The organism is Lentzea roselyniae (assembly GCF_039537795.1).
In the GTDB taxonomy this organism is placed as follows: domain Bacteria; phylum Actinomycetota; class Actinomycetes; order Mycobacteriales; family Pseudonocardiaceae; genus Lentzea; species Lentzea atacamensis.
Window position 1 is genome coordinate 278,148 of record NZ_BAABBE010000008.1, and the last position, 22,662, is coordinate 300,809.

The window sequence follows — 22,662 nt, forward strand, 5'->3', positions numbered from 1 at the left end:
CTACTCGACACCGACAAAAATGACCGCGTCGGGCTGGCCGCCCGGATAAGCGGTCACCTCGACCTCCGGATGGGTCACCCGCAGGTGGTCCTCCAGCACGTCGGCCAGGCCGTCCGGGGCATCGGCGCCCAGGATCACCGTCACCAGTTCGCCGCCGCCGTTCAGCATGCGGTCGACCAGGCGGCAGGAGAGATCCAGCAACGACTCCGGCGTGGCCGGGCCGGGCTCGATCAGCACGACCTCGCCGTCCAGCATGCCGAGCACGTCGCCCGGCTGGCAGCGGCCCACCCACGTGATGGCCTCGTCGGCGGCGATCGACAGCTCGCCGCGGCGGGTGGCGGCAGCGGCCTCGGCCATGGCGACAACGTCGTCGCCGGCGCGGCGGGACGCGTCGTGCACGGCCAGCGCGGAGAGGGCCTGCACGGGCGAGAACGTCGGCACCACCACCACGTCCTGCCCTGCGGCCTGTGCGTACGCCACGGCTTCGTCGAGAACCTCGCCGAGGTCCGGATCACCCGGCAGAACCGCGACGTGACGCGCGCGCGTCGACACGATGGCCGACAACAGGTCCGTGGGCGTCGCCGAAGTAGAGGCCAGATCGAACACCGTGGCGCCTTCCGCCCGGAACAGGTCCACGGCGCCGCTCACCACCACCACGATCGCCCGGTCGCGCACGAACCGTGAAGCCTGCGCCGCGATCTGGTCGGCGAACCGCGCCACCGTGATGCGGTGCGGACGCCCGGCGCGCACACCCGCCTCGACGGCCGCGCCGATGTCGTTGCAGTGCACGTGCACGGTCCACAGAGAAGCGCCGTCGCCCACGACCGACACGCAGTCGCCGAGCAGGCTCAACGACGCGCGCAGCTCCGCGACGGCCTCCTCCGAGGTGCCGTCGAGCAGGTACATGACCTCGTACTCGAACTCCGATGAGCCGCTCTCGCGCTCGGTCGTCAGCGACTCTGGCGTGCGCGGCACCAGCGGTGCGTCCATCGGCGTTTCCACGGTCTGACCGGTGATCACCGCGGCGAGTGTGTCCAACAACACAACGAGACCGCGTCCGCCGGCGTCGACCACCCCGGCCTTGGCCAGCACCGCGAGCTGACGCGGTGTGTCGGCCAACGCGACGGCACCCGCGCGCGACGCCGCCATCACCACCTCGTCGAGGTCGTCCGACGGGCAGTCGCGAGCGGCCTCCGCGGCGGCGTGCAGCACTGTCAGGACCGTGCCGGGAACCGGATTGGACACAGCGGCGGTGGCCAGCTCGTCAGCCCGGTGCAGCGCCTTGCGCAGTGCGGATCCCGTGACGACGGACACCTCCTGCACTGACTCCGCCAGGCCCCTGAGCACCTGGGACAGGATCACGCCGGAGTTGCCGCGGGCCCCGGCCAGCGCGCCACGGGCCAGCGCGGACAACGCGTCACCCACCGTGGCGATGGGCGAGCGCAGCAGCGCGTCGAGCGCCGACTGCATCGTGTGCAGCAGGTTGGTGCCTGTGTCACCATCCGGCACGGGAAAGACGTTGATCTGGTCGATCGACTCCCGGTTGGCGTCCAGCGACCGCACGCACGCGTCCGCCCACCTGCGCACCGCGACCGCATCCATGACCTGCATGGCGGCGAGAGTATCCACCCGGTTTGGTCGCTGGTGAGGCCACCGGCTACCCTGATTGGGTTGCCGTGCCCGGTTGAGGCTTGTGCACGCTTGCGCGCCCACCGGGACGCGAGACACCCGCTTGAGGAACCTGAAGGAGTGGCTGACGTGGCTGCCGTGTGCGACGTCTGTGGCAAGGGGCCGGGCTTCGGCCATTCGGTTTCGCACTCCCAGCGGAAGACGAACCGCCGCTGGAACCCGAACATCCAGTCTGTGCGCGCGAAGGTCTCGGCCTCGCAGCGCCAGCGCATCAACGTGTGCACCTCGTGCCTCAAGGCCGGCAAGGTCGTGCGCGGCTGATAACGCCACAGCTCGTTAGTTCGAGAGGAGCCCGGCTTCGGCCGGGCTCCTCTCGCGTTTCAGGGCCCGGTGCACGAACACCAGGCAGGCCGCACCGCTGAGCAACGCCCCGGTACCGCCCAGCGCGAACACCGCTCGCGGCCCCATGACCAGCAACAACCCACCTGCGGCAGCCGTTCCGAGCAGGTTCGCGCCCATCACCAGCGACGAGACCGCGGCGAAGGCCCGCCCGCGCATCTCCTCAGGTGTGCGCAACCGCACGATCGCGTTCGCCGTCACGTTGTCGACGCCGTTCGAGACACCGCCGATGAACCAGCCGATCCCCGCGGCCACCACGTACGGGAACGCGGCGGGGATCAGGACCGCGATCCCCGTGGTGATGCCGGTGACGGCGAGGGCGTGAGCCGCCTGCGAAACCGTCCCGAGCCGCGCGGCCAGCCGGTTGCCGACGAGAATGCCGACCATCCAGCACGCCTGCATCGCGCCCAGCAGGAACTCGTCGCCGTGCAGCACGAACCGCACGAACGCGGGGTCGGCCACGTTGATCACCACGACGGCACCGACGAAGAACGCCAGCCCGAGGATCGCCGCGAACAGCACGGGATCCCGCCGGACGTGCCGGATCCCCGCGAGCGCGCTCGGCCGCTGCTCGTGCTCGCCGGAAGGTCTGCGGTCCGACCGCACGAACGCCAGCAACACCGCGTAGACACCGAAGGTGGCGCCGTCGATGAGCAAGGCGGCGGGATGCCCGAAGATCCCGGCGAGCAGCGCGCCACCGGTCACGCCCGCGATGTTGCCGACGCTGCGCGCGGTGCCCAGCCACGCATAACCACGCGTGGCTTCTTCTTCGCCCGCGATGTGCGGCACCAGAGCGGCGATCGCGGGCATGGCGATGGCACGACCGGAGCCGGAGAGGAACACGAGCGCCAGCACGAAGGCGGGCTGGCCCATCAACGGTGCGATGGCCGCGATCGCGATGCCCTGGAACAGCAACGCGATGATCAGCAGTCTGCGGTTGGGCAGCCGGTCGACGAGCACACCCGCGAGCGGCGCACCGAGCACGAGCGGCAGCAGTTCGGCGACCAGGATCGCGGCGACCAGCAACGGGCTGATCGGCGTGGCCCAGAACAGCAGCACGAGCAGCGACAACGAGCTGCCGAACTCGGAGACGGCCGCTCCCGCGGCCGTCAACGTCAGATCACGTCTCGCGTGCGGAACTACGGAAGCTTCCAGTCGACCGGCTCCGCGCCCTGCTTCTCCAGCAGTTCGTTGGCGCGGCTGAACGGCTTCGAGCCGAAGAACCCGGCGTGCGCGGACAGCGGCGACGGGTGCGCGGACTCGATGCAGGGCAACGGCTCGAGCAACGGACGCAGGTTGCGCGCGTTGCGGCCCCACAGAATCGAGACCAGCGGTGCGTCGCGAGCGGCGAGCGCCTTGATCGCCTGCTCCGTCACGGCCTCCCAGCCCTTGCCCTGGTGGGAGTTCGCCTTGCCGGGCTGCACGGTCAGCGCCCTGTTGAGCAGCAGCACGCCGCGCTCGGACCACGGGGTCAGGTCGCCGTTGGACGGCAGCGGATGACCGAGGTCCTCCGCATATTCCTTGTAGATGTTGACCAGCGACTTCGGGATCGGCCGCACGTCGGGGGCTACGGAGAACGACAGGCCGACCGCGTGGCCGGGCGTCGGGTACGGGTCCTGGCCGACGATCAGCACCTTCACCTGGTGGAACGGCTGCTTGAACGCGCGCAGCACGTTGTCGCCCGCGGGGAGGTAGGTGCGGCCGGCGGCGACCTCCGCGCGCAGGAACTCACCCATGGCGGCGATCTGATCAGCAACGGGGGCGAGAGCTTCAGCCCAGCCGGCTTCGACGATTTCGTTGAGGGGACGAGCCACGGCTGTGAACCCTATCTCACTCAATCCAGACGACGGAGCTTCTCCCGGTACAGCGCGATGTTCTGCACATATTTCTCGACGATGAATGCCCACGCCTGTTCTGGCACAACAAATCCAGCACGCTCGCGGGCAGGAACTCCCAGCACCATCGTGCGTTCACGAACATGGCCGTCGAACGAGACCACCGCGCCGGCACCGACGATCGCGCCCTTTTCCACGATGGAACCGTTGAGCACCACGGAACCTGACGCGATCAGGCAGTCGTCGGCGACCGTCGCGCCCTCGATGTGCACGTTGTGGCCGATGACGCACGACGAACCGATGTGCACCGGGTGGACCTCGGTGCAGTGGATCACGGTGCCGTCCTGGATCGACGTGCGCTCGTCCACGACGATGCGGCCGTAGTCGCCGCGCAGCACGGCTTGAGGCCACACCGACGAATGCGCGCCGATGCGCACGTCGCCGATCACAGTCGCATCCGGGTGCACGTACGCGTCCGGGTGGATCTGCGGCGTGTACTCCCCCAACGCATAGATGGCCATGCGCCCGAACCTACAACGGCTTCCCGAAGCAACGACTCTCCGGGTGGTCGCGGTACACGCCGAAGTTGTCGATCCGCACGTAACCGCTGGTGGTGTACAGGCTGATCGCCTCGGGCTGGCGCAGGCCGGTTTCCAGCACCATCCGCCGAAGGCCCGCCTCGCGCGCGGTTTCCTCCAGGTTGGCGAGCACGAGGCGGGAGTAGCCCTTCCCGCGCACGGAGTCGACGACGTACATCCGCTTGATCTCGGCGGCACCTTCGAGCTCGTCGTTGATCCGCCAGCCACCGCACGCGACGGGAACGCCGTCGAGGTAGCCGATCACGAAGTAGCCGAGGGGTGCGGCGAACTGCGCCGGGTCGACCGGTGTGACGTCCACGTCGCCGTACCGGTCGACGTAGACCTGCTGCAGGTCGGCGATCATCTTGACCGAATCTGGATGGTCATACGCGCGCGTGCATAGTTCCACATCGACCAGTTTACGCGCGCCAGTGCTCCCAGCCAGGCGGTTTTTCGTAAACCCTGCCGTCGACGGTCACGCCCTCGCCCGCACGGACCGTGCCGATCGTCGTCCAGCCCTCCGGCACCGCCTTGGGTCCGGGGAACGTCGCCGCGAGGGCGTGATCCTCGCCTCCGGTCAGCGCCCAGTGCCGTGCGTCACCGCCGAGCGCCGAGGCGACGTCGAGCAGCCGCGGGTGCAACGGCAGCAGCTCGGTGCGGATGTCGATCGCCACGCCCGACGAGTCCGCGATGTGGCCGAGGTCCTGCAGCAGGCCGTCCGAGACGTCGATCATCGACGTGGCCCCCGCCTCCGCGGCCTTCGGACCCTCCTCGTACGGCGGCTCCGGCGTGCGCTGGGCGTTGACTATCCCGACCGGCGAACGGAAGCCGCGACTCAGCACGGCCAGCCCGGCGGCGGCCCAGCCGAGCCGTCCGGCCACCGCGACGACGTCACCGACGAGCGCGCCGGACCGCGTGATCGGCTCCAGCCCGTTCATGTCGCCCATCGCGGTGATCGAGATCACCAGCGTGGCGGAGCTGACCATGTCGCCGCCGACGATGCCCGCGCCGGCCTGCGCCGCCTCCTGCCAGAGGCCCGACATGATCCCCTCGACGACCGACGCGGGGGTGTCTGCGGGGCAGGCGAACCCGACGAGCAGAGCGGACGGCAACGCACCCATCGCCACGACGTCGGCGAGGTTCACCGCGGCCGCTTTTCGGCCCACCTGCTCGGGACTGGACCAGTCGAGTCTGAAGTGGACACCCTCGACCAGCACGTCCATCGACGCGACGACGCGCCCGTCCGGGACGGCGACCACTGCCGCGTCGTCACCGGGACCGAGGATCGTCGTCTCGGGTTGCGCCCGACCGGTCGTCACCCGGTGGATGAGATTGAACTCACCCACTTCGGCGACCGTCTCCGCGTCGCGCGGCGGCTCCGGACGCAAAGTTGCCTCCCAATCTGAGCATTCGGAACCCCAACTGGGGTACGTTGCGTGACACGTTCCTACCTCGACCCAACCTGTCGCGACGAAGGGGCACGCCGTGGTGCATGCATACATCCTCATCCAGACCGAGGTCGGCAAGGCCGCTGCAGTCGCCTCCGAGATCTCCGGGATCGCCGGGGTAGCCACCGCAGAGGACGTCACCGGTCCTTACGACGTCATCGTCCGCGCCGAAGCGGACACCGTCGACCAGCTCGGCCAACTCGTGGTCGCGCGCATCCAGAACGTCGAAGGCATCACCCGGACGCTGACCTGCCCGGTGGTGCATCTCTAGCTCGTGCTGTCATAGCCGGGTGACTCAGCAGGAATCCACGTCGGCGCTGTCCCGGCCGTTGCTCGCGGCGGTCGGGCTCGCCGTGCTGCTCGCCATCGGTGTCGCCACGCTCGGTCTGGTGCTGGGCACGGGAAACCAGTCGGAGGACGTCCCCGGTCGCACGGGTCCCCTCGCGCTGGTCTCGATCGACGCACCGGACGCGGCCTCGCAGCCGTGCACGTCGCTGATCGAGAAGCTGCCGGTGGGGCTGCCGTCCGGGAAGGACATGCTGCCGCGCCGGGAGATCGCCTCGCCCGCGCCGCCCGCCGCGGTCGCGTGGGGTGACGCCAAACACGATCCGGTGGTGCTGCGGTGCGGCCTGCCCCGGCCCTCCGAACTCACGGCGACCTCGCAGCTGCGGGTGATCTCGGACGTGCAGTGGCTGCAGCTGCCCGGTTCCGGCAGCTCGACGTGGGTGATCGTGGACCGCGGTGTGTACGTCGCGCTGACGGTGCCCGACGACGCGGGCACCGGTGCGCTCCAGGACGTTTCCACGACGGTCCGCGACCTGCTGCCGAAGCAGCCGGTCAAGACCGAGGCGCGGTGACCACCAGCCTTTGCGGTGAAGGCTGGTGGTCACCGCGCCTGGCCCTAACGCAGGCCTGAACCGCGCGCGATCGCCGTCTCGATCAGCGTGGTCAGCAACGTGGTGTAGTCCACGCCCGTCGCCGCCCACGCCTTGGGGTACATGGAGATCGGCGTGAAGCCCGGCATCGTGTTGAGCTCGTTGATGATCAGCTCGTTCTGCTCGGTGAGGAAGAAGTCCACCCGGGACAGACCCTGGCAGTCGAGCGCCTTGAACGCCGTGACGGCCATCTCGCGCAGCTGCGCGGTGATGTCGTCGTCGAGCTTCGCCGGGATGTCGGCCTCGTAGGAGTCGTCGACGTACTTGGCGTTGAAGTCGTACCACTCGACGCCCTCGCCGACCGGCCGCAGCTCGGCGGGCAGCGACGCCTCGACGCGGCCGTCCGGGTACTCGAGCACGGCGCACTCGATCTCGCGCACGTTGGGGACGGCGGCCTCGACGATTACCTTGGGGTCGTGCTGGCGCGCCTCGAAGATCGCGGCGTCGAGGTCGGCCCAGTCGCTGATCTTGGAGATGCCGACGGACGAGCCGGCGCGCGACGGCTTCACGAACACCGGCAGGCCGAGGTGCTCGCGCTCGTCGAGGGTCAGCGTGGTGGCGGCGCGGTCGAGCGCGACGAACCTGCCGACCGGCAGGCCCTCCGCCTGGAGGATCTTCTTGGCGAAGATCTTGTCCATGGCGGCGGCGCTGGCGAACACGCCCGGCCCGACGTACGGGAGGCCGCCCAGCTCGAGCAGACCCTGGATGGTGCCGTCCTCACCCCACGCGCCGTGCAGCAGTGGGAAGACCACGTCGACGTCCTTGAGAGCCTGGCCCGGCTCGATCGCGACGACGTCGGTGCGGTTGCGCAGTGTCGGGAGGTTGCCCGTGCCCGCCTCGAGCGCGGTCGGGTCCGTGCCGAGCGCCCACTGACCCTGCGGCGTGATGCCGACCGGCACCACCTCGAAGCGATCGGCGTCCAGGAAGGGCAGGACGCTCTTGGCGGACTGGCAGGAGACCTCGTGCTCGGAGCTGCGGCCGCCGAACACCACGGCCACCCTCGTCTTGCGCTGCGTCATGGGGCCCGACCCTACCCGTTTGGGCGATTGTGCCTACTCGCCAGTTCTAACCTGGACGACGTGCTGAAGATCAAACCACTCGACCTGGACGAGGCCGCCGGACTCCGCGGTTACGCGGACGTGCGGATCGCGGCCCAGGCCGTCGACCATCCCGGCGAACCCGCGTCGAGCAGGGACCGGATCATCGCGTCGCTGCGGGAGGCCAGTCCCGACTTCAGCGAGTTCGTCAGGCTCGTCGCACTGCGTGATGGCGAGGTCGTGGGCATCGCGGCGGTGGGACTGCGGACGCGGCTGGCGGTCGGCTCGATCACGGTGCACCCGCGGTACCGCAGGCAGGGCATCGGCACCGCGCTGCTGGACGCGTTGCTGCCCGAGTTGCGCGCGGGTGGCCGGGAAGCGCTGGAGAACCGGGTCGTGACCAAGGGCAGCGCGGGCGAGCACTGGGCGCTCGCGCGGGTTCCACGTGACCGCGTCCCGAGTCGTGCAGCGGCTGACCGTCGCGGACGTCGAGCCCGAATCCTGGGAGCTGTCCGCACCCGTCGGCTACCGGGTGGAGCGGTGGATCGGCGCGACGCCAGAGCACCTGCTGGTGTCGGTGGCCTCGACGCGGCGGGCGATTCACGACGCGCCCGACACGGCTCGCGATCCGGAATGGACGCCGGAACTGGTTCGTGCCGCGGAGGCGGAGGACCTGGCGGCCGGCGTCGAGCACCGCGTCGTCGTCGCGGTCGAGGAGGCCACGGGTCTCGTCGTGGCGTTCACCGACGTGCAGCTGTATCCGGACGACTTCGAGCACACGGTCTGGCACGACACGGTGGTCGCACCCAGGCATCGCGCGCGAGGGCTCGCCCGGTTCGTCAAGGCGCACATGCTGCGGTGGCTGCTCACCGACCGGCCGGAGCTCGAACGCATCGACACCGGAACGGCGGCGTCCAACTTCCCCATGATCCGCGTGAACGAGCGGCTCGGGTTCGTCACGGCCCGCGAGGTCGTCGTGGTCAGCCGTTCCGTCTGAGCAGCTCGGTCAGCACCGGCAACGCGGACACGAGCTGCTCCCGCGAACACGCGCTGTACCCGATGGCGAGCCCGTGGAACTTGGCCCGGTTCACGTAGTGCCTGGCCAGGCCGTCCACCTTCAGCCCGCGTTCGAGGGCGAGCCGCATGATCTCCCGCTCCTCCTCCAGGCTGGGCAGCAGCACGACGACGTGCGCGCCCGCGTCGTCACCGATCATCGTGATGCCCGCGGCTGCGAACGTGTCGACGATCAACGCTCGACGCTCGGACAGTTCGCGACGCAGCTTGCGCAGGTGCCGGCCGAGGTCGCCGGTGCGGGCCAGCTCCACGACGACCCGTTGCCCCGCGGCGGCCGGGCTGGTGCCGGTCAGGTCGCGGTGTTCGAGGATCGTCGTGGCGATGTGCTCGGGAGCGACCATCCAGCCCGCACCCAGCGTCGGGGTGAGGATCTTGCTCGTGGTGCCGAGGTGGACGACGACGTCCGGGGCCAAAGCCGCGAGTGACGGCAGCGGTGCCACGTCGTAGCGGAGCTCGCCGTCGTAGTCGTCCTCGATGACCAGCCAGCCGTCCCTCCTCGCTCGCTCGACCAGCGCGACCCGCCGCCCGGCCGACATGCGCCCGCCGAGCGGGTACTGGTGGGCGGGCGAGCAGTAGACGGCCTTCACGCCGGGCGGAACCGCCTCGGGGAGCAGTCCTTCCGCGTCGACGGCGGCCTGGACGACCTTCAGGCCGGCGGCGCGGAAGACGCCCACCGCACGCTGGTAACCCGGCTCCTCGACGGCCACGGCATCACCGCGCCGCAGCACGGACACCGCGATCTCGGTCAGCACCGCCGTGGTGCCGCCCGTCGCGAGCACGGGGTCGGCGTTGACGGCGAGCCCGCGGTGGCGCAGCAGGTGTTCGGCGATCGCCTCGCGGTACTCGGGCAGGCCCGCGCGTTCGGGACGGGACAGCGGCGGTGCGTCGGCCGCGGCGCGCCACGCCCTGCGCCAGGCCGCGCGGTCGAGGCCACCTGCCCACGGTGCCCCGGTGCCGAGGTCGACGAAGTCGGTGATGGCGGGGACGACAGCCTTGCGCGAACGTTTGCGCAACGGGCCGGGCGGGGTCGTCGTGACGTAGGTGCCGGAGCCGTGACGGCCCGCGATCCAGCCTTCGGCGTGCAGCTGCTCGTAGGCGGCGGCAGTCACCGTGCGGGACACACCGAGCGAGTCGGCCAACGCGCGCGTGGACGGGAGACGGTCGCCCGCACGCAGCCGTCCTTCCGACGCCGCGGAGCGCAGGGCGTCGGCGAGCTGGACGGCGAGTGGTTCGGCCGACTCGCGGTCCAACGCGACGGGCAGCGCGGTCTCAGCCAAAGTGGCCTTCCCAAATTGATCAGAACTGGCGCTTCAATGATGCCACTTCTGTCGTCAGAGTGGGAGCATGTCCACTGACCTGCAGCTCTCCCCCACCCCGCGCAGCACCGTCATCCGCGGCAAGAAGCGAGCCGTCCAAGACCGCCAGGTGCTCTACGACATCCTCGACGCGGGCCTGGTCTGCCATCTGGCCGTGGAGGTCGACGGGGCTCCGTTCCTCATCCCCACCGCGTACGGGAGGGACGGCAACCGCATCTTCCTGCACGGGTCGACGGGCTCACGGTCCATCAGGAGCATGCTGGAAGGCAAGCAGGTTTGCGTCGCGGTCACGCTCGTGGACGGCGTCGTCTACTCACGGTCGGTGTTCCACCACTCGATGAACTACCGGTCGGCGATCATCCACGGCACCGCGAAGATCGCCGAGGACCCCGAACACGCGCTGAAGGTGATCGTCGAGCACGTCACGCCCGGCAGCTGGGACTACGCCAGGCAGCCCTCCAAGAAGGAGCTGGCGCAGACGGCCGCGCTGGAGATCGACCTCACCGAGGCGAGCGTGAAGGTGCGCGACGGCGGACCCGGCGAGGAGCCCTCCGACCTGGAGGCGAACCTCGTGTGGGCCGGGCACATGCCGCTCGTCCAGTCGTGGGGCACCCCGGTTCCGCACGAGACGGACAAGCCGGTGCCGCCGCACGTCAGCGGACGGGTCCGTTGACCGGGTCGTAGCGGTACGGGGTCATGGCGCGGGTGCCGTGACGGTAGACGTGGATCGACACGGCCGGGTCCACACCGTCGTTGCGCACCTGGTGCACGTAGCCGGGTCCCCACACGCGCGACTGACCGGCGTGAAGGGAGTGCACGACCTGGATGCGGGTCGTCACCACCTCGGTCAGCAGGCCGCTGACCACGGTGAACGCGCCGGAGGTCGTGGCGTGGTCGTGCAGCGAGGCCGTCTGACCGGGGAGCCAGCTCATCAGCCAGATCTCCTGGTCGTCGGTCTTGTCGACCAGCGCCGAGAAACGCTCTTCCGGGTCGTACCGGAGCAGGTGCTTCCAGCGGTCGCGGTCGGCCGCCCACGCCAGCGCCACCCGCACGGGGTGCAGCAACGCGGAGTTTTCAGGCAGAACGAGGCTGTTCTCAGGAACGGCGAACATCGGGAGAAAGTCCTTACCAGGCGAGCGCGAAAGAGGACGCGGGACTATCGCCAGGTACAACAGCAACATGCGTTGAAGGACATGACGCAGAGGGTCCCGGAACCGGGACCCTCTGTCAATCCAGGCCCAGAGCTTGGGACACGTCCTTCACCAGATCGTGGGTGTCCTCACAGCCGGCCGAGAACCGCACCAGTCCCTCCGGGACCGGATCGCCCCACTGCGCGCGCCGGTCCGCACTGGAGTGCAGGCCACCGAACGACGTCGCCGCCGACACGAGCCGTGACTTGCGGAGGAACGCCTCCACCGCCTCCTCGGACTCCAGCTCGAACGTCAGCACGCCGTTGAACCGCCGCATCTGCTGCGCCGCGAGCAGGTGTGCCGGATCCGCCGGGTCGCCTGGCCAGCGCAACCCGGCGACCCGGCCCGAGAGCAACTCGTACAGCGCGGCGGCGTTCTTGGCCTGCCGTTCCAGCCGCAGATCCAGAGTCCCGAGGCCGCGCAGCGCCAGCCAAGTCTCAAAGGGACCGGGGATCGCGCCGTTCAACGCCCGCGCGTTGCGGAACGACGTGGCCAGGTCCGGGGAAGCCGCCGTCAGGTGTCCGAAGAGGACGTCGCTGTGCCCGGCGACGGCCTTGGTGTCGGACGACACCACGATGTCGGCGCCGAGTTCCAATGGCCGCTGTCCCAACGGTGTCGCGGTCGTGTTGTCCACAGCCACGAGCGCACCCGCCGCGTGCGCCGCCTCGGCCAGCGTCGCGATGTCACACACGTCCAGGCCGGGATTCGACGGCGTCTCCAGCAACACCAGCCGCACGCCGTCGAAGGACGGGTACGGCCCGGCCGTGGGCACCTCGACGAGGTTGATGTCCATTTCGGACGCGAACCGCCGCGCCACGAAATACCCGTCGGACGGCAGCATCAGGGTGTCCCCTGTGGACAGCAGGGTCCGCAGCAGGGTCGAGATCGCCGCCATCCCCGACGGGAAGATGACGCACTCGCCGCCCTCCAGCGATCCCAGCGCGGACTCCAGAGCGCGCCAGGTCGGATTGCTGCTCCGGCCGTAGGTGTCCTGCCCGCCGAGGTGGTACACCGAGGCGAACACCGGCTGCGCGCCGAACGGCTCACCCGGCCCGCCCGAAACCGAGTGCACCACTCGGGTGCCGTCACCATAGGAATTGTTCACTGGCGTTCGTGTTTCCGATCGCGTCCAAGCAGCGCCGCCCCCAGATCGCGCGCGCTGAGCCCGTCATGACACACCATGTGTACGCCTTCGGTGATCGGCATGTCGACGTCATTGGCCCGTGCCAGTTCACGAATCGATGAACATGACTTCACACCTTCGGCGACCTGACCGTGCGCGGCCTCCTGCGCCTGCTCCAGAGTCTCGCCCTTGCCCAACCGCTCGCCGAAGGTCCGGTTGCGCGACAACGGCGACGCGCACGTGGCCACCAGGTCGCCCAGCCCGGCCAGACCGGCGAACGTCAGCGGGTCCGCGCCCAGCGCCGCGCCCAGCCGTGCGGTCTCCGCCAGGCCACGCGTGATGATCGACGCCATCGTGTTGTCGCCGTAACCGAGACCGGCCGCCATGCCGCACGCCAGCGCGATGACGTTCTTGCACGCCCCGCCCAGCTCGCAGCCGACCACGTCGGTGTTGGTGTACGGGCGGAAGTACGAGTTCGAGCACGCGTGCTGCAGGTCGACCGCGCGGTCGTGGTCCGTGCAGGCGATGACGGTCGCGGTCGGCTGCCCGACGGCGATCTCCTTGGCCAGGTTGGGCCCCGACACCACGGCCACCTGCGACTCGTCGATGCCGGCGACCTCGCGGATCACCTCGCTCATCCGCTTCAGCGTGCCGAGCTCGACGCCCTTGGACAGCGACACCAGGGTCGCGTCCGCCGGCAGCAGCTCCTTCCACGCCGACAGGTTCACCCGCAACGTCTGCGACGGCACGGCGAGCACCACGGCGTCGGCACCGTCCAGCGCCTTCGCCGGGTCGGAGGTCGCCTCCAGGTTGGCCGGCAACGAGATGCCGGGCAGGTAGTCGGCGTTCACGCGGGTCTCGGTGATCGCCGACGCGACCTCCTGCCGCCGCGCCCACAGCACGACCTCGGGGCCGGAGTCCGCGATGACCTTCGCGAACGTCGTGCCCCACGAACCGGCGCCGAGCACCGCAACGCGTTCGATCCCCATGCTCAGGCCTTCCTCGGTCCGTAGAAGCCCTCGGGCGCCTGCTCCTGGCGAACCTCGGCGAGCTGGTTCTTCACGTGGCTCATCAGCAGATCGGTGACCTCGCGCAGCAACGGCAGGGTCTCCTCCTCGCCGCGGTAGGCGGACAGGTCGACCGGTTCACCGACGAAGTGCGTGATCGTCTTGCGCGGGAACGGCCGGAACTTCTTCTGGTAGTGGTTGTAGAGGTCCAGCGTGCCCCAGCGGGCGACCGGGATGACCGGGCCGTCGTGCTGCAGCGCGAGCCGTGCCACGCCGGTGCGGGAGTTCGCGGGCCAGCCGTCGGGGTCCCTGGTGATCGTGCCCTCCGGGTAGATCACCACGACCTGGCCGGTCGCCAGCGCCTTGTGCGCCTCGCGCAGGCTCTGCTGCGCGTCCGAGGTGCCGCGGTAGACCGGGATCTGCTTCGCGCCCCTCAGGATCGAGCCCATGATCGGCACGTTCCACAGGCTGTGCTTCGCGAGGAAGTGCGGCACGCGGTCGTTCTTGTGCACGAACACCGCGTCGTAGCACGGGTCGAGGTGCGAGATGTGGTTCATCACGAGCAGCGCCGACCCTTGGCGCGGGATGCGGTCGCTGTGCAGGATCCGGTGCCTGCCCAGCACGAACGACATGGGGTAGAGGATCGCCGCGGCGACCCCGACCCAGAAGCCGCCCTTCTCCTTGGCCACGTGAACCTCTCCTCACTCCCGGAACCTGCGCCCATGAGCACAGTAGTGCCCCGACCACAATCCTCACCCCTCGCTTCCGGCGTCCGGCAGGGCACCTCGCGGCGTCGACCCCCGGTCCCCATATGTCCAATATGGGGAGCGGTGTCGACGCCACGATGCACCCGTCTGACCGGCGAAATCGAGGGGTGAAGGTTAGTGGTCGACGCACCCGTCGCCGGATCGTGGACCATGACGGGGTGCGGGATGAAGTTGACCTCGTGGTGCCGGTCAAAACGCTCGACCGGGCCAAGACCAGGCTGACCAGCGCCACCGGCGGAGATCCGGTGTCGCACGCGGCGCTGGCGCTCGCGCTCGCCATGGACACGGTGAGCGCCGCTCTGGCCACGCCCAGTGTCCGCCGCGTGGTCACCGTCACATCGGACCCAGCTGTCGCCGCCGAGATGGCCGCGCTGGGTGTCGAGGCGATACCGGAACCCGCCGAGCCCGGACTCAACGAGGCGCTGATGCACGGCGCCCGCGCGCTCCGGTCCAACCGCGTCGGCGCGCTGCAGGCCGACCTGCCCGCGCTCAAGCCCGGCGAGCTCCAGGCCGCGCTCGAAGCCGCGGCCGGGCGGCGCGCTTTCGTCCCGGACCGGCAGGGCACCGGAACCACGTTGCTGCTCGCGGCACCCGGCGGCGAGCTCGACCCGAGGTTCGGCGTCGGCTCGGCGGGGCACCACCGGATTTCCGGCGCGATCGCGCTGTTCGGACCGTGGCCGTCGCTGCGCTGTGACGTGGACACAGAAGAGGATCTGCGCCTGGCGCTGACGCTCGGTCTCGGTGTGCACACCGCGAACGCCTTGCCCGCCTGGACAACCTGAGCCGTCCTCACGCGTCTTCCGGGTCGCTGGATGATCACGACTTGGGAGACTGATGCGAGCGCTCATCGCGCTGGCGGCGATCACGGCCATCGCGGGCTGTGTCGCCGCCGTACCGATCGACCGGCCGTCCGGCTACACCGCGCCGAACAAGCTCGACTCGTGCCGCGTGGACCTTCCCCAGGACTGGAAGGACGAACTCTCACGCAACACAACGGTGGCCGGTTCCCACGAGAAGGTCACCATCGTCGCCGCCAACGCGAACGCCGACGTGACGCTCGTGAAGACCACGCGCAACAGGACCACCGAACTCGTGTTGCGCGACCGCGAGAAGCGCCAGCAGGTCATGGCGGTGCAGGACGACGCACAACTCCACGGCGTCGAGTTCGACGGCCGCTGGGTGACGTTCTCCACGACCCCGAGCCCGTCCGACCGCACCACGACCACCTACGCGTGGGACTCGCGCAACGACGGCGCGCCCGTGCGGATCGGCGGCAGCGGTGCCGTGGTGCACAACGGGAAGGCCGCCTGGGCCGACAGCAAAGGCGTGCACCTGTACGACCTCGCGAAGAAGAAGGACAGGATCGTCGGGCAGGGCGAGGAGCCGCTGTTCCTCGGCGACGCGGTCATGTGGCTGCAGGACGGGAAGTTCCGCGCCGAGGTGGCGTTACCGGAACAGCTCCGCGACGCGCGGCCGAGCGGGAGCGCGGCGTCCGACGGCCGCACGGTGGTGTGGGCGCAGGGCGACGCGCTGCACGGCTGGCGTGAGGGCTGGACCGAACCGCGCGAGCTCGCCGGGATCAGGACCGCGCCCAAAACCGAAGGCATCCTCTTCCCGCGGGTCAGCGGCGACTTCGTGTCGTGGCAGTCGGAGTCGTCGTACGTCACGGACATCCGCAGCGGCGCGACCATGCACACGACCGACGGCGCCTATTGGCTGGAAGTGCACGGCGGTGCTTTGACGCAGCAAGGATGGCGCGGCGTGGCGGCCGCTCCCCTGTCGTCGCTTTCACCGTTGCCCCGCTGTTGAAGCAGTGACGAACAACACGAAAGTGTTGTTCAGGGCAACGCAACGGGGAACCCCTGCACCTTTACATCCGTATCCCCTGATGCAAACGGCGTACCCCCCGATGCCGTTCCCCGACGCATGCCCAGAGGTGTACCTGCATGAATTCGTTGACGCACGCCGACTACCTGGCGTTGCGCCGCTTTCCCGCTCTTGACGGCCTGCGGGCCATTGCCGCGGTGCTGGTGGTGTTCTTCCACTACGGGGGCCCGGACTGGCTGCAGGGCTGGGCGGGAGTCCAGATGTTCTTCGTTCTCAGCGGATTCCTCATCATGACGCTGATGCTGCGTGAGGAACGCGGCACAGGACGGATTTCGCTCAAGGAGTTCTACCTGCGCCGGGCGTTCCGGATTCTGCCGGTCTACTTCGTGATCCTGCTGGTCACCGCCGCCGGTTCGGCGATCGCGGGCACGTTCCTCAGCAACGGGATCGGGCCGGCGCTCAAGTACTTCCTCACCTTCACCAACGAGTTCGCCGGCGCCAGCCCGTACGGGCAGTCCTGGTCTCTGGGCATCGAGCAGAAGTTCTACGTGGTCTGGCCGCTGGTGGCGATCGCGCTGGGCACCGTCGTGCTCAGGCGCCGCGCCGGCGCCGCCCTCCTCGGCATGCTGCTCGCGCTCGTGATCGTCAGCTTCACCGTCTCGCACAGCAACCCCGGCTGGCCGCTGCACTACTTCTCGATCCTGACCGGCGTCCTGCTCGCCATCGCGCTGCACAGCCCGCGCGGGTTCGCGTTGCTGCGCCCCCTCACGAACCCGGTCGCGCAGGTGATCGTCTCGATCGGATTCGTCGGCGTGCACCTGAGCGTGAAGCCGATCGCCGCGTTCCTCGACGGGACCAACGGGATTCCCGGCCACGTCCTGGTCATCCCGGTGTACGCGCTCGCGACGGCGGTGCTGCTCACCGCGCTTGCCGCGCCTGGGCCGGCGACGACGTTCCTCTCCACGAAGCCGATGCAGTTCGTGGGTGAGCGCTCGTACTCGCTCTACCTCGTGCAGACGATCGCCGCGACGGTCATCGCGTTCTTCTGGCCCGCCCTGTCCGGTATCGGACAGTCCGTGGTGGTCACCGCGCTGGGGCTGGCGCTGGCGAGTGTCCTGTACACGACCGTGGAGATCCCGATGATCAACCTCGGTCGTCGCGTGATCACCCGCCAGCGCGCGGCGGCCACCGTCAAGGCGGCCGTGGTTCAGCAGGGTGCGCCGCAGCCTCCCACGCCGCAGTCCGAGTCGTCGCGGTTGGCGACCATCGGGCAGGCCCAGCCGTAGAACGGGTTCGGGGCGAGCGGCACGGGTTCCCGGTCGCTCTCCCTGGCCAGTTCCCTGGCGTGGTGCGCGGTGAGCGTCACGTTCGTGCCGCTCGCCTGGGCGTCGTAGGCGCCCTTCTCCAGCTCCAGGATCTCGACACCGCGCGAGATGTCGGCGACGAACACGGTGTTGCGGTGCCAGTACGGCGCCCACGACGTCGCGGTGTCCGGCCGCCAGTAGCCGATCTGGATCGGCTTGGCGGGGTTGGAGATGTCGAGGAACCGGGTGCCCTGGTTGTACCAGGAGTAGGCCACGATCCTCTTCTGCACGTCGAAGTAGTGCGCGGAGCACGTGACGTTGCCGGGGATGGTGCCCTCCTGGTCGTCCGGGCTCCAGATGCCGACGGTCCTCATCTCCTTGGGCCGCTCACCCCAGCCTTCACCGTTGTGCGTGCCCTGCAGCGAGGAGATGACGAACCGGCCCTCGGTCTTGCACGTGGGCGAACCGAACGCCTCCTCGGTGTGCAGCAGCAGCGAGCCGGCCGGGTTCTCCCGCGTGGGCTGCGGGCCGTCGCCGAGCGTGCGGCCGGCCGGACGGAACGAGTTGTGCGTGAACGAGGTCGGCATGTCGGCCTTCGGGACGGCGCCGCCCGCGTAGGCGACCGGGTCCCACGCCTTCGCCTCGCGGTACTTGCCGCTCAACGGGTCGCGGTGCCAGCCCTGCGTGTAGTAGCCGCGCGTGCCGTCGTCGCCCGCGACCCACGCGATGCCCTGGGCGTCGACCTGGACGTCGTGCGTGATCTTGCCTTCGCCCGCCTTGCCTCGGACGTCGACGGAGACGGGGAGCTCCTTCGGGGTCTTCGGATCGCGGATGTCGGTGACGAAGATCCGGCCGGTCCTGGCGTCCGACCGGTCGAGCCCCGCCGTCCAGAGGAACTGACAGTCGTTGATGCAGGTGCTGGTGTGACCGGTGTTCTGCCGGTGGAAGCTGAGGATCTTGAGGTCGGCCGGGTCCACAGCGGACACGATGTAGTTGCCGGTCGGGCGGTCGCCCGGCAGCGCCCGGCCGAACGAGTTGACCTCGCGTGCCAGGAACGCGAGCTTGCGCTTGGGGTCGACGTTGATGTCCTCGTTCTCCCAGAAGCGCTTCGCCGGGTCGTCCCCCGGCAGCGCCATCTCCTGCTTGGTGAGGTGGTCGAGGAGCTTCGGCTGGTCCAGATCGGTCACGTCGAACGTCTTCAGACCGGTCTCCATGCTGACGAACGCCACGTCGCGAGGCCCGTACTGGGCGAACGCGATCGAGATGGCCCGTTCGGTGCCGGGGAGTGACGCCTTCAGGCGGACGTTCTTCGCCGCCGCCTGCAGGCGTGGTTTGTCCACCTTCGGAGTCCTGGGTTCGGCCGAGGCCGCCGAGGCCAGTCCTGCCGTGGTGAAGGCCAACAGGGTCACCGCAGTCAATGTGGCAATAACCTTCATGGTTCGACCCTGGCAGCGCCTCGAACGAGACGGTCAGGTCCGAACGTCTAGGCTTCTGGGCCGTGCAGGCGACCGTGTCTACGTTTAACAGTGACGGTTCTGCCGTCGTCCTGCGCGATGACGGCGTTCTGGTCGATGTGAGCGCTGCCGCGGTCACCGCGGGTGGCTGGCGAATGCTGCGTCCGGGGCAGCGGGTGACCCTCGAACGTAGTCCCGACGGGGCGATCGTCGCCCTTCGCATGCCTGTCCTGTGACGAGGAGTTCACCAGTCAGACGTTCTCGACAGGGGCGCTCGCGGCAATAGTGCGGAACAATGCGGGGCGTGAGCACGGAGAACAACGACGGCAAGGCGACACCCTCCCGGCGCCGCTCGGCGCGAGCCAAGGCGACGCCCCCGCCCGCGGCGACTCCGCGCCGGCAGCCTCGCGCGGCGACCAGGCGGGCCTCCAACCCGCCGCGGACGAAGACCCAGCCGAACCAGCCGGTCGCGACGCCGGTACGGGGTGTCCCGTCGGCGCCGCCCGCGGTGACGTCCAGCACCCTGCCCACCGACCTGCCGGACGACCGGTACTTCAACCGTGAACTGTCCTGGTTGGACTTCAACTCCCGCGTGCTCGCGCTGGCGGAGGACTCCTCGCAGCCGCTGCTGGAGCGCGCGAAGTTCCTCGCGATCTTCGCCTCGAACCTGGACGAGTTCTACATGGTCAGGGTCGCGGGCCTGAAGCGGCGGGCGGAGACCGGTCTCACGGTGCGCAGCGCGGACGGGCTCACGCCGCTCGAGCAGCTCGTGGCGATCTCCAAGCGCTCACAGGAACTCGTCGAGCAGCACGCCCGCGCGTTCCTCGACCACATCCGGCCGGGGCTGGAAGAGCACCGGATCAGCATCGTGACGTGGGGCGACCTCACCGACTACGACCGGCTGCGCCTCTCCAACTACTTCAGCGAGCAGGTTTTCCCGGTCCTCACGCCGCTCGCGGTCGACCCGGCGCACCCGTTCCCCTACATCTCCGGGCTGTCGCTGAACCTCGCGGTGACCGTGCGCGACCCCGAGGGTGGCGGCGAGCGGTTCGCCCGTGTGAAGGTGCCGGACAACGTGCCGCGCCTCGTGCGCGTGGAGGGGGACCGTTCGTCGTCCTCCGCGACCTTCCTGCCGCTGGAGGAGCTCATCGCCGCGCACCTGGGCGAGCTGTTCACCGGCATGGAGGTCATCGAGTGCCACGCGTTCCGCGTGACGCGCAACGCGGACCTGGAGGTCGAGGAGGACCGCGACGAGGACCTGTTGCAGGCGCTGGAACGCGAGCTCGCCCGGCGCCGGTTCGGCCCGCCGGTGCGTCTCGAGGTCGCCGACGACATGACCGAGCACATGCTCGAGCTGCTCCTGCGGGAGATGGACGTCGACCCGCACGACGTCGTCACCGTGCCCGGCCTGCTCGACCTGTCGTGCCTGTGGCAGCTCTACGGCATCGACCGCAAGACGTTGAAGGACCCGGCGTTCGTGCCGGCGACGCACCCAGCGTTCGGTGAGCGCGAGACGCCGAAGAGCGTTTTCGCGACGCTGCGCGAGGGCGACGTCCTCGTGCACCACCCGTACGACTCGTTCTCGACGTCGGTGCAGCGCTTCATCGAACAGGCCGCCGCCGACCCGCACGTGCTGGCCATCAAGCAGACCCTGTACCGCACCTCGGGTGACTCGCCCATCGTGGACGCGCTGATCGACGCGGCCGAGGCGGGCAAGCAGGTCGTGGCGCTGGTGGAGATCAAGGCGCGCTTCGACGAGCAGGCGAACATCAAGTGGGCGCGCACGCTGGAGAAGGCCGGCGTGCACGTCGTCTACGGCCTGGTGGGCCTCAAGACGCACTGCAAGACCTCGTTGGTGGTGCGCCAGGAGGGGTCGACGATCCGCCGCTACTGCCACATCGGCACCGGCAACTACAACCCGAAGACGGCCCGGTTGTACGAGGACGTCGGCATCCTGACGGCCGAGCCGACGATCGGCGCGGACCTCACGGACCTGTTCAACGTGCTGACCGGCTACGCGCGCCAGGACGAGTACCGCGCGTTGATGGTGGCGCCCTACGGCGTTCGCAAGGGCATCGTCGAGCGGATCAACCTCGAGATCGAGCACGCGCAGGCCGGCAGGCCCTCCGGTGTGCGCATCAAGGTGAACTCGCTCGTGGACGAGCAGGTCATCGACGCGCTGTACCGCGCTTCCCAGGCAGGTGTGCCCGTCGACGTGGTCGTGCGCGGCATCTGCGGCCTGAAGCCGGGGGTGAAGGGGATGTCGGAGAACATCCGGGTGCGCTCGATCCTCGGCCGGTTCCTGGAGCACTCGCGCATCTTCCACTTCGTCGGCTGCGACGAGTACTGGATCGGCAGCGCGGACATGATGCACCGCAACCTCGACCGCCGCGTCGAGGTCGCCGTGCGGGTCATCAACCCGCGCCTGACCTCACAGCTGGAAGCCGTGTTCACCTCGGCGCTGGACCCGCAGACGCGCTGCTGGGTGCTGCGTTCCGACGGAGAATGGGAAGCGTCGCCGTCGGACGGATCCTCCGTTCGCGACCATCAGATGGAACTGCTGCACAAGCACGGAGCTCTTGGGTGATCAAAGCTGCTGGGGCGGTGCTCTGGCGCGATGCCGACGGTGACGTCGAAGTCGCGGTCGTGCACCGTCACCGTTATGACGACTGGTCGTTGCCGAAGGGAAAGCTGGACCGGGGTGAGACGGTCCCTGCCTGCGCGGTGCGCGAGGTCTTCGAGGAGACCGGCTATTCGTGCGTCCTCGGCCGTCACCTGAAGCAGGTGTCGTATTCGGTGAAGTCGGTGCCGAAGACCGTCGACTACTACGCCGCCGAGGCCGTTTCGGGTTCTTTCGCCGCCAATGACGAGGTGGACTCGCTCAAATGGCTGCCGGTGGCCGACGCTTCCGCGTTGCTGACCTACGAGCCGGATCGCGAGGTGCTGGCGGAGTTCACCCGTCTGCCCGCCGATCTGTTGCTGGTGTTGCTGGTGCGGCACGCGAAGGCGGGAAAGCGGTCCGAGTGGGACGATGACGACGACCTGAGGCCGCTCTCAGACGCCGGCTGGCGGCAGGCGACGGCGCTCCGCTCTTTGCTGCCCGTGTGGTCACCCACGCGCGTCCACACAGCTCCCAGGGTGCGTTGCGTGGACACCGTTCGGGCCGTGGCCGAGGATCTCTCGGTCGAGATGGTCGAGGAGCCGCGGCTGTCCGAGGAGGGCTACTGGCCCGACCCGGAGGCGGGTCTCGTGCGGCTGCTGGAGATCGCCGCCGACGAGGGCAGGGCCGTCGTGTCCTCACAGGGTGGCGTCATCCCGTCCGTGGTGCGGACGCTGGCCGAACTGGGCGGGCTGCGGCTCGACGAGATCCCGTGCAAGAAGGGCAGCGTGTGGGTGCTGGCCTTCACCAGGCCGTTCGGCGCCTGGTCCACTTCGGACTCGCCTTCGCGCTGGCCAACGCTGGTGTCGGCGCACTACCTGGCCTCGGCACTACCCCGCCCCTGACCGCTCTGAAGAACCTTTTCACGCCGCCGTCTTCCCCGCCCCCGAAAGTTCGCCTCAGGCAACGAGTTGGGCGTGGGAGGCGGCGGTTTCGCTTGTGCGGGACCCGTTCGCAGGCGTGAATGCGTTATTTCTATTGGCGCTCAGGTGACAGCGGCCGAAACACACGAAGGCCCCGGTGTGCGCACACCGAGGCCTTCCGCGTGTTGTACCGAAGTGACGCAGCCTCCTCTAAGAG

24 protein-coding genes and 1 pseudogene are annotated in these 22,662 nt (G+C 69.3%); 12 read left to right on the forward strand and 13 right to left on the reverse strand.

Annotated features, from left to right (window positions below; translation table 11 throughout):
• Positions 1 to 1,611, reverse strand: coding sequence for a DAK2 domain-containing protein (locus ABFX45_RS17170; protein WP_346130970.1), 1,611 nt, complete (start codon positions 1,609 to 1,611; stop codon positions 1 to 3).
• A gap of 147 nt (positions 1,612 to 1,758) precedes the next feature.
• On the opposite strand from ABFX45_RS17170, the gene rpmB reads away from it, so the two are divergent.
• On the forward strand, positions 1,759 to 1,950 hold the full coding sequence (gene rpmB / locus ABFX45_RS17175) for a 50S ribosomal protein L28 (RefSeq protein ID WP_030467945.1): 192 nt from the start codon (positions 1,759 to 1,761) through the stop codon (positions 1,948 to 1,950).
• Between the two features lie 15 nt (positions 1,951 to 1,965).
• Here the strand turns inward: rpmB and ABFX45_RS17180 are convergent, their stop codons facing one another.
• From ABFX45_RS17180 to ABFX45_RS17200, 5 genes are read right to left on the reverse strand one after another with little or no spacing between them, the layout of a single operon-like run.
• Positions 1,966 to 3,141, reverse strand: a complete 1,176-nt coding sequence (locus ABFX45_RS17180; protein WP_346130972.1) for an MFS transporter — start codon at positions 3,139 to 3,141, stop codon at positions 1,966 to 1,968.
• Positions 3,142 to 3,167: 26 nt separating this feature from the next.
• On the reverse strand, positions 3,168 to 3,842 hold the full coding sequence (locus tag ABFX45_RS17185; protein ID WP_109634193.1) for a uracil-DNA glycosylase: 675 nt from the start codon (positions 3,840 to 3,842) through the stop codon (positions 3,168 to 3,170).
• A 20-nt stretch (positions 3,843 to 3,862) separates the two neighbouring features.
• Positions 3,863 to 4,384 (reverse strand): gamma carbonic anhydrase family protein, encoded by a 522-nt coding sequence (locus tag ABFX45_RS17190; protein ID WP_109634195.1) that lies wholly within the window; start codon positions 4,382 to 4,384, stop codon positions 3,863 to 3,865.
• Between the two features lie 10 nt (positions 4,385 to 4,394).
• Complete coding sequence (locus ABFX45_RS17195) at positions 4,395 to 4,805, reverse strand: GNAT family N-acetyltransferase (protein WP_211337223.1); 411 nt, start codon at positions 4,803 to 4,805, stop codon at positions 4,395 to 4,397.
• A 55-nt stretch (positions 4,806 to 4,860) separates the two neighbouring features.
• Positions 4,861 to 5,829, reverse strand: coding sequence for a thiamine-phosphate kinase (locus ABFX45_RS17200; RefSeq protein ID WP_109634200.1), 969 nt, complete (start codon positions 5,827 to 5,829; stop codon positions 4,861 to 4,863).
• Positions 5,830 to 5,926: 97 nt separating this feature from the next.
• Here ABFX45_RS17200 and ABFX45_RS17205 point away from each other — a divergent pair, with 97 nt between their 5' ends.
• Positions 5,927 to 6,160, forward strand: a complete 234-nt coding sequence (locus ABFX45_RS17205) for an Lrp/AsnC ligand binding domain-containing protein (RefSeq protein WP_089925682.1) — start codon at positions 5,927 to 5,929, stop codon at positions 6,158 to 6,160.
• Positions 6,161 to 6,179: 19 nt separating this feature from the next.
• Entirely contained in the window at positions 6,180 to 6,746 is a 567-nt protein-coding gene (locus ABFX45_RS17210) for a DUF3515 domain-containing protein (RefSeq protein ID WP_233439344.1), read from the forward strand.
• Between the two features lie 44 nt (positions 6,747 to 6,790).
• Here ABFX45_RS17210 and ABFX45_RS17215 read toward each other — a convergent pair whose 3' ends face one another.
• Positions 6,791 to 7,843, reverse strand: coding sequence for a D-alanine--D-alanine ligase family protein (locus tag ABFX45_RS17215; protein WP_109634202.1), 1,053 nt, complete (start codon positions 7,841 to 7,843; stop codon positions 6,791 to 6,793).
• A gap of 273 nt (positions 7,844 to 8,116) precedes the next feature.
• Here ABFX45_RS17215 and ABFX45_RS46480 point away from each other — a divergent pair.
• Positions 8,117 to 8,176: pseudogene (locus ABFX45_RS46480) on the forward strand (hypothetical protein); the annotation flags it as partial.
• A 130-nt stretch (positions 8,177 to 8,306) separates the two neighbouring features.
• A complete protein-coding gene (locus ABFX45_RS17225; RefSeq protein WP_346130979.1) occupies positions 8,307 to 8,858 on the forward strand; it encodes a GNAT family N-acetyltransferase in 552 nt (183 codons plus the stop codon).
• Here the strand turns inward: ABFX45_RS17225 and pdxR are convergent.
• Complete coding sequence (gene pdxR / locus ABFX45_RS17230; RefSeq protein ID WP_109634208.1) at positions 8,842 to 10,212, reverse strand: MocR-like pyridoxine biosynthesis transcription factor PdxR; 1,371 nt, start codon at positions 10,210 to 10,212, stop codon at positions 8,842 to 8,844. The genes ABFX45_RS17225 and pdxR overlap by 17 nt on opposite strands.
• A gap of 67 nt (positions 10,213 to 10,279) precedes the next feature.
• Between pdxR and ABFX45_RS17235 the strand changes: the two genes are divergently transcribed.
• A complete protein-coding gene (locus ABFX45_RS17235) occupies positions 10,280 to 10,924 on the forward strand; it encodes a pyridoxamine 5'-phosphate oxidase family protein (protein WP_346130981.1) in 645 nt (214 codons plus the stop codon).
• Here the strand turns inward: ABFX45_RS17235 and ABFX45_RS17240 are convergent.
• From ABFX45_RS17240 to ABFX45_RS17255, 4 genes are all read right to left on the reverse strand, one after another.
• Positions 10,905 to 11,363, reverse strand: coding sequence for a cysteine dioxygenase (locus tag ABFX45_RS17240; RefSeq protein WP_109634212.1), 459 nt, complete (start codon positions 11,361 to 11,363; stop codon positions 10,905 to 10,907). The two genes, ABFX45_RS17235 and ABFX45_RS17240, sit on opposite strands and share 20 nt — an antisense overlap.
• Positions 11,364 to 11,478: 115 nt before the next feature.
• A complete protein-coding gene (locus tag ABFX45_RS17245) occupies positions 11,479 to 12,546 on the reverse strand; it encodes a cystathionine gamma-lyase (protein ID WP_109634214.1) in 1,068 nt (355 codons plus the stop codon).
• Positions 12,543 to 13,553, reverse strand: coding sequence for an NAD(P)H-dependent glycerol-3-phosphate dehydrogenase (locus ABFX45_RS17250; protein ID WP_346130984.1), 1,011 nt, complete (start codon positions 13,551 to 13,553; stop codon positions 12,543 to 12,545). The genes ABFX45_RS17245 and ABFX45_RS17250 overlap by 4 nt, the downstream gene beginning before the upstream one ends.
• 2 nt (positions 13,554 to 13,555) lie before the next feature.
• On the reverse strand, positions 13,556 to 14,203 hold the full coding sequence (locus ABFX45_RS17255) for a lysophospholipid acyltransferase family protein (RefSeq protein ID WP_109635225.1): 648 nt from the start codon (positions 14,201 to 14,203) through the stop codon (positions 13,556 to 13,558).
• Positions 14,204 to 14,496: 293 nt separating this feature from the next.
• Here ABFX45_RS17255 and cofC point away from each other — a divergent pair, with 293 nt between their 5' ends.
• From cofC to ABFX45_RS17270, 3 genes are all read left to right on the forward strand, one after another.
• Positions 14,497 to 15,120, forward strand: a complete 624-nt coding sequence (cofC, locus tag ABFX45_RS17260; RefSeq protein ID WP_346130986.1) for a 2-phospho-L-lactate guanylyltransferase — start codon at positions 14,497 to 14,499, stop codon at positions 15,118 to 15,120.
• Positions 15,121 to 15,172: 52 nt separating this feature from the next.
• Positions 15,173 to 16,147, forward strand: a complete 975-nt coding sequence (locus ABFX45_RS17265; protein WP_112230021.1) for a hypothetical protein — start codon at positions 15,173 to 15,175, stop codon at positions 16,145 to 16,147.
• Positions 16,148 to 16,284: 137 nt separating this feature from the next.
• On the forward strand, positions 16,285 to 17,451 hold the full coding sequence (locus ABFX45_RS17270) for an acyltransferase family protein (RefSeq protein WP_346130988.1): 1,167 nt from the start codon (positions 16,285 to 16,287) through the stop codon (positions 17,449 to 17,451).
• Here the strand turns inward: ABFX45_RS17270 and ABFX45_RS17275 are convergent.
• The gene (locus tag ABFX45_RS17275; RefSeq protein WP_346130990.1) at positions 17,373 to 18,878 is read right to left on the reverse strand and encodes an LVIVD repeat-containing protein; all 1,506 of its coding nucleotides are present in this window, start codon (positions 18,876 to 18,878) and stop codon (positions 17,373 to 17,375) included. The two genes, ABFX45_RS17270 and ABFX45_RS17275, sit on opposite strands and share 79 nt — an antisense overlap.
• A gap of 89 nt (positions 18,879 to 18,967) precedes the next feature.
• Here ABFX45_RS17275 and ABFX45_RS17280 point away from each other — a divergent pair, with 89 nt between their 5' ends.
• The 3 genes from ABFX45_RS17280 to ABFX45_RS17290 are packed head-to-tail and all read left to right on the forward strand — an operon-like array spanning position 18,968 to position 22,427.
• On the forward strand, positions 18,968 to 19,159 hold the full coding sequence (locus ABFX45_RS17280) for a cold-shock protein (RefSeq protein ID WP_112230027.1): 192 nt from the start codon (positions 18,968 to 18,970) through the stop codon (positions 19,157 to 19,159).
• A 59-nt stretch (positions 19,160 to 19,218) separates the two neighbouring features.
• Positions 19,219 to 21,510, forward strand: a complete 2,292-nt coding sequence (locus tag ABFX45_RS17285; RefSeq protein ID WP_109634231.1) for an RNA degradosome polyphosphate kinase — start codon at positions 19,219 to 19,221, stop codon at positions 21,508 to 21,510.
• Complete coding sequence (locus tag ABFX45_RS17290) at positions 21,510 to 22,427, forward strand: NUDIX hydrolase (protein WP_233439406.1); 918 nt, start codon at positions 21,510 to 21,512, stop codon at positions 22,425 to 22,427. Before ABFX45_RS17285 ends, ABFX45_RS17290 begins: the two co-directional genes overlap by 1 nt.
• The last annotated feature ends 235 nt before the right edge of the window (positions 22,428 to 22,662 follow it).

Coding starts and splice junctions, on each gene's coding strand:
- ABFX45_RS17215 (WP_109634202.1), bottom strand. CDS start 7,843: ATGACGCAGCGCAAGACGAGGGTGGCCGTGGTGTTCGGCGGCCGCAGC.
- ABFX45_RS17250 (WP_346130984.1), bottom strand. CDS start 13,553: ATGGGGATCGAACGCGTTGCGGTGCTCGGCGCCGGTTCGTGGGGCACG.
- ABFX45_RS17195 (WP_211337223.1), bottom strand. CDS start 4,805: ATGATCGCCGACCTGCAGCAGGTCTACGTCGACCGGTACGGCGACGTG.
- ABFX45_RS17170 (WP_346130970.1), bottom strand. CDS start 1,611: ATGCAGGTCATGGATGCGGTCGCGGTGCGCAGGTGGGCGGACGCGTGC.
- ABFX45_RS17190 (WP_109634195.1), bottom strand. CDS start 4,384: ATGGCCATCTATGCGTTGGGGGAGTACACGCCGCAGATCCACCCGGAC.
- ABFX45_RS17265 (WP_112230021.1), top strand. CDS start 15,173: ATGCGAGCGCTCATCGCGCTGGCGGCGATCACGGCCATCGCGGGCTGT.
- ABFX45_RS17270 (WP_346130988.1), top strand. CDS start 16,285: ATGAATTCGTTGACGCACGCCGACTACCTGGCGTTGCGCCGCTTTCCC.
- ABFX45_RS17240 (WP_109634212.1), bottom strand. CDS start 11,363: ATGTTCGCCGTTCCTGAGAACAGCCTCGTTCTGCCTGAAAACTCCGCG.
- ABFX45_RS17235 (WP_346130981.1), top strand. CDS start 10,280: ATGTCCACTGACCTGCAGCTCTCCCCCACCCCGCGCAGCACCGTCATC.
- ABFX45_RS17285 (WP_109634231.1), top strand. CDS start 19,219: ATGCGGGGCGTGAGCACGGAGAACAACGACGGCAAGGCGACACCCTCC.
- ABFX45_RS17255 (WP_109635225.1), bottom strand. CDS start 14,203: ATGTCGTTCGTGCTGGGCAGGCACCGGATCCTGCACAGCGACCGCATC.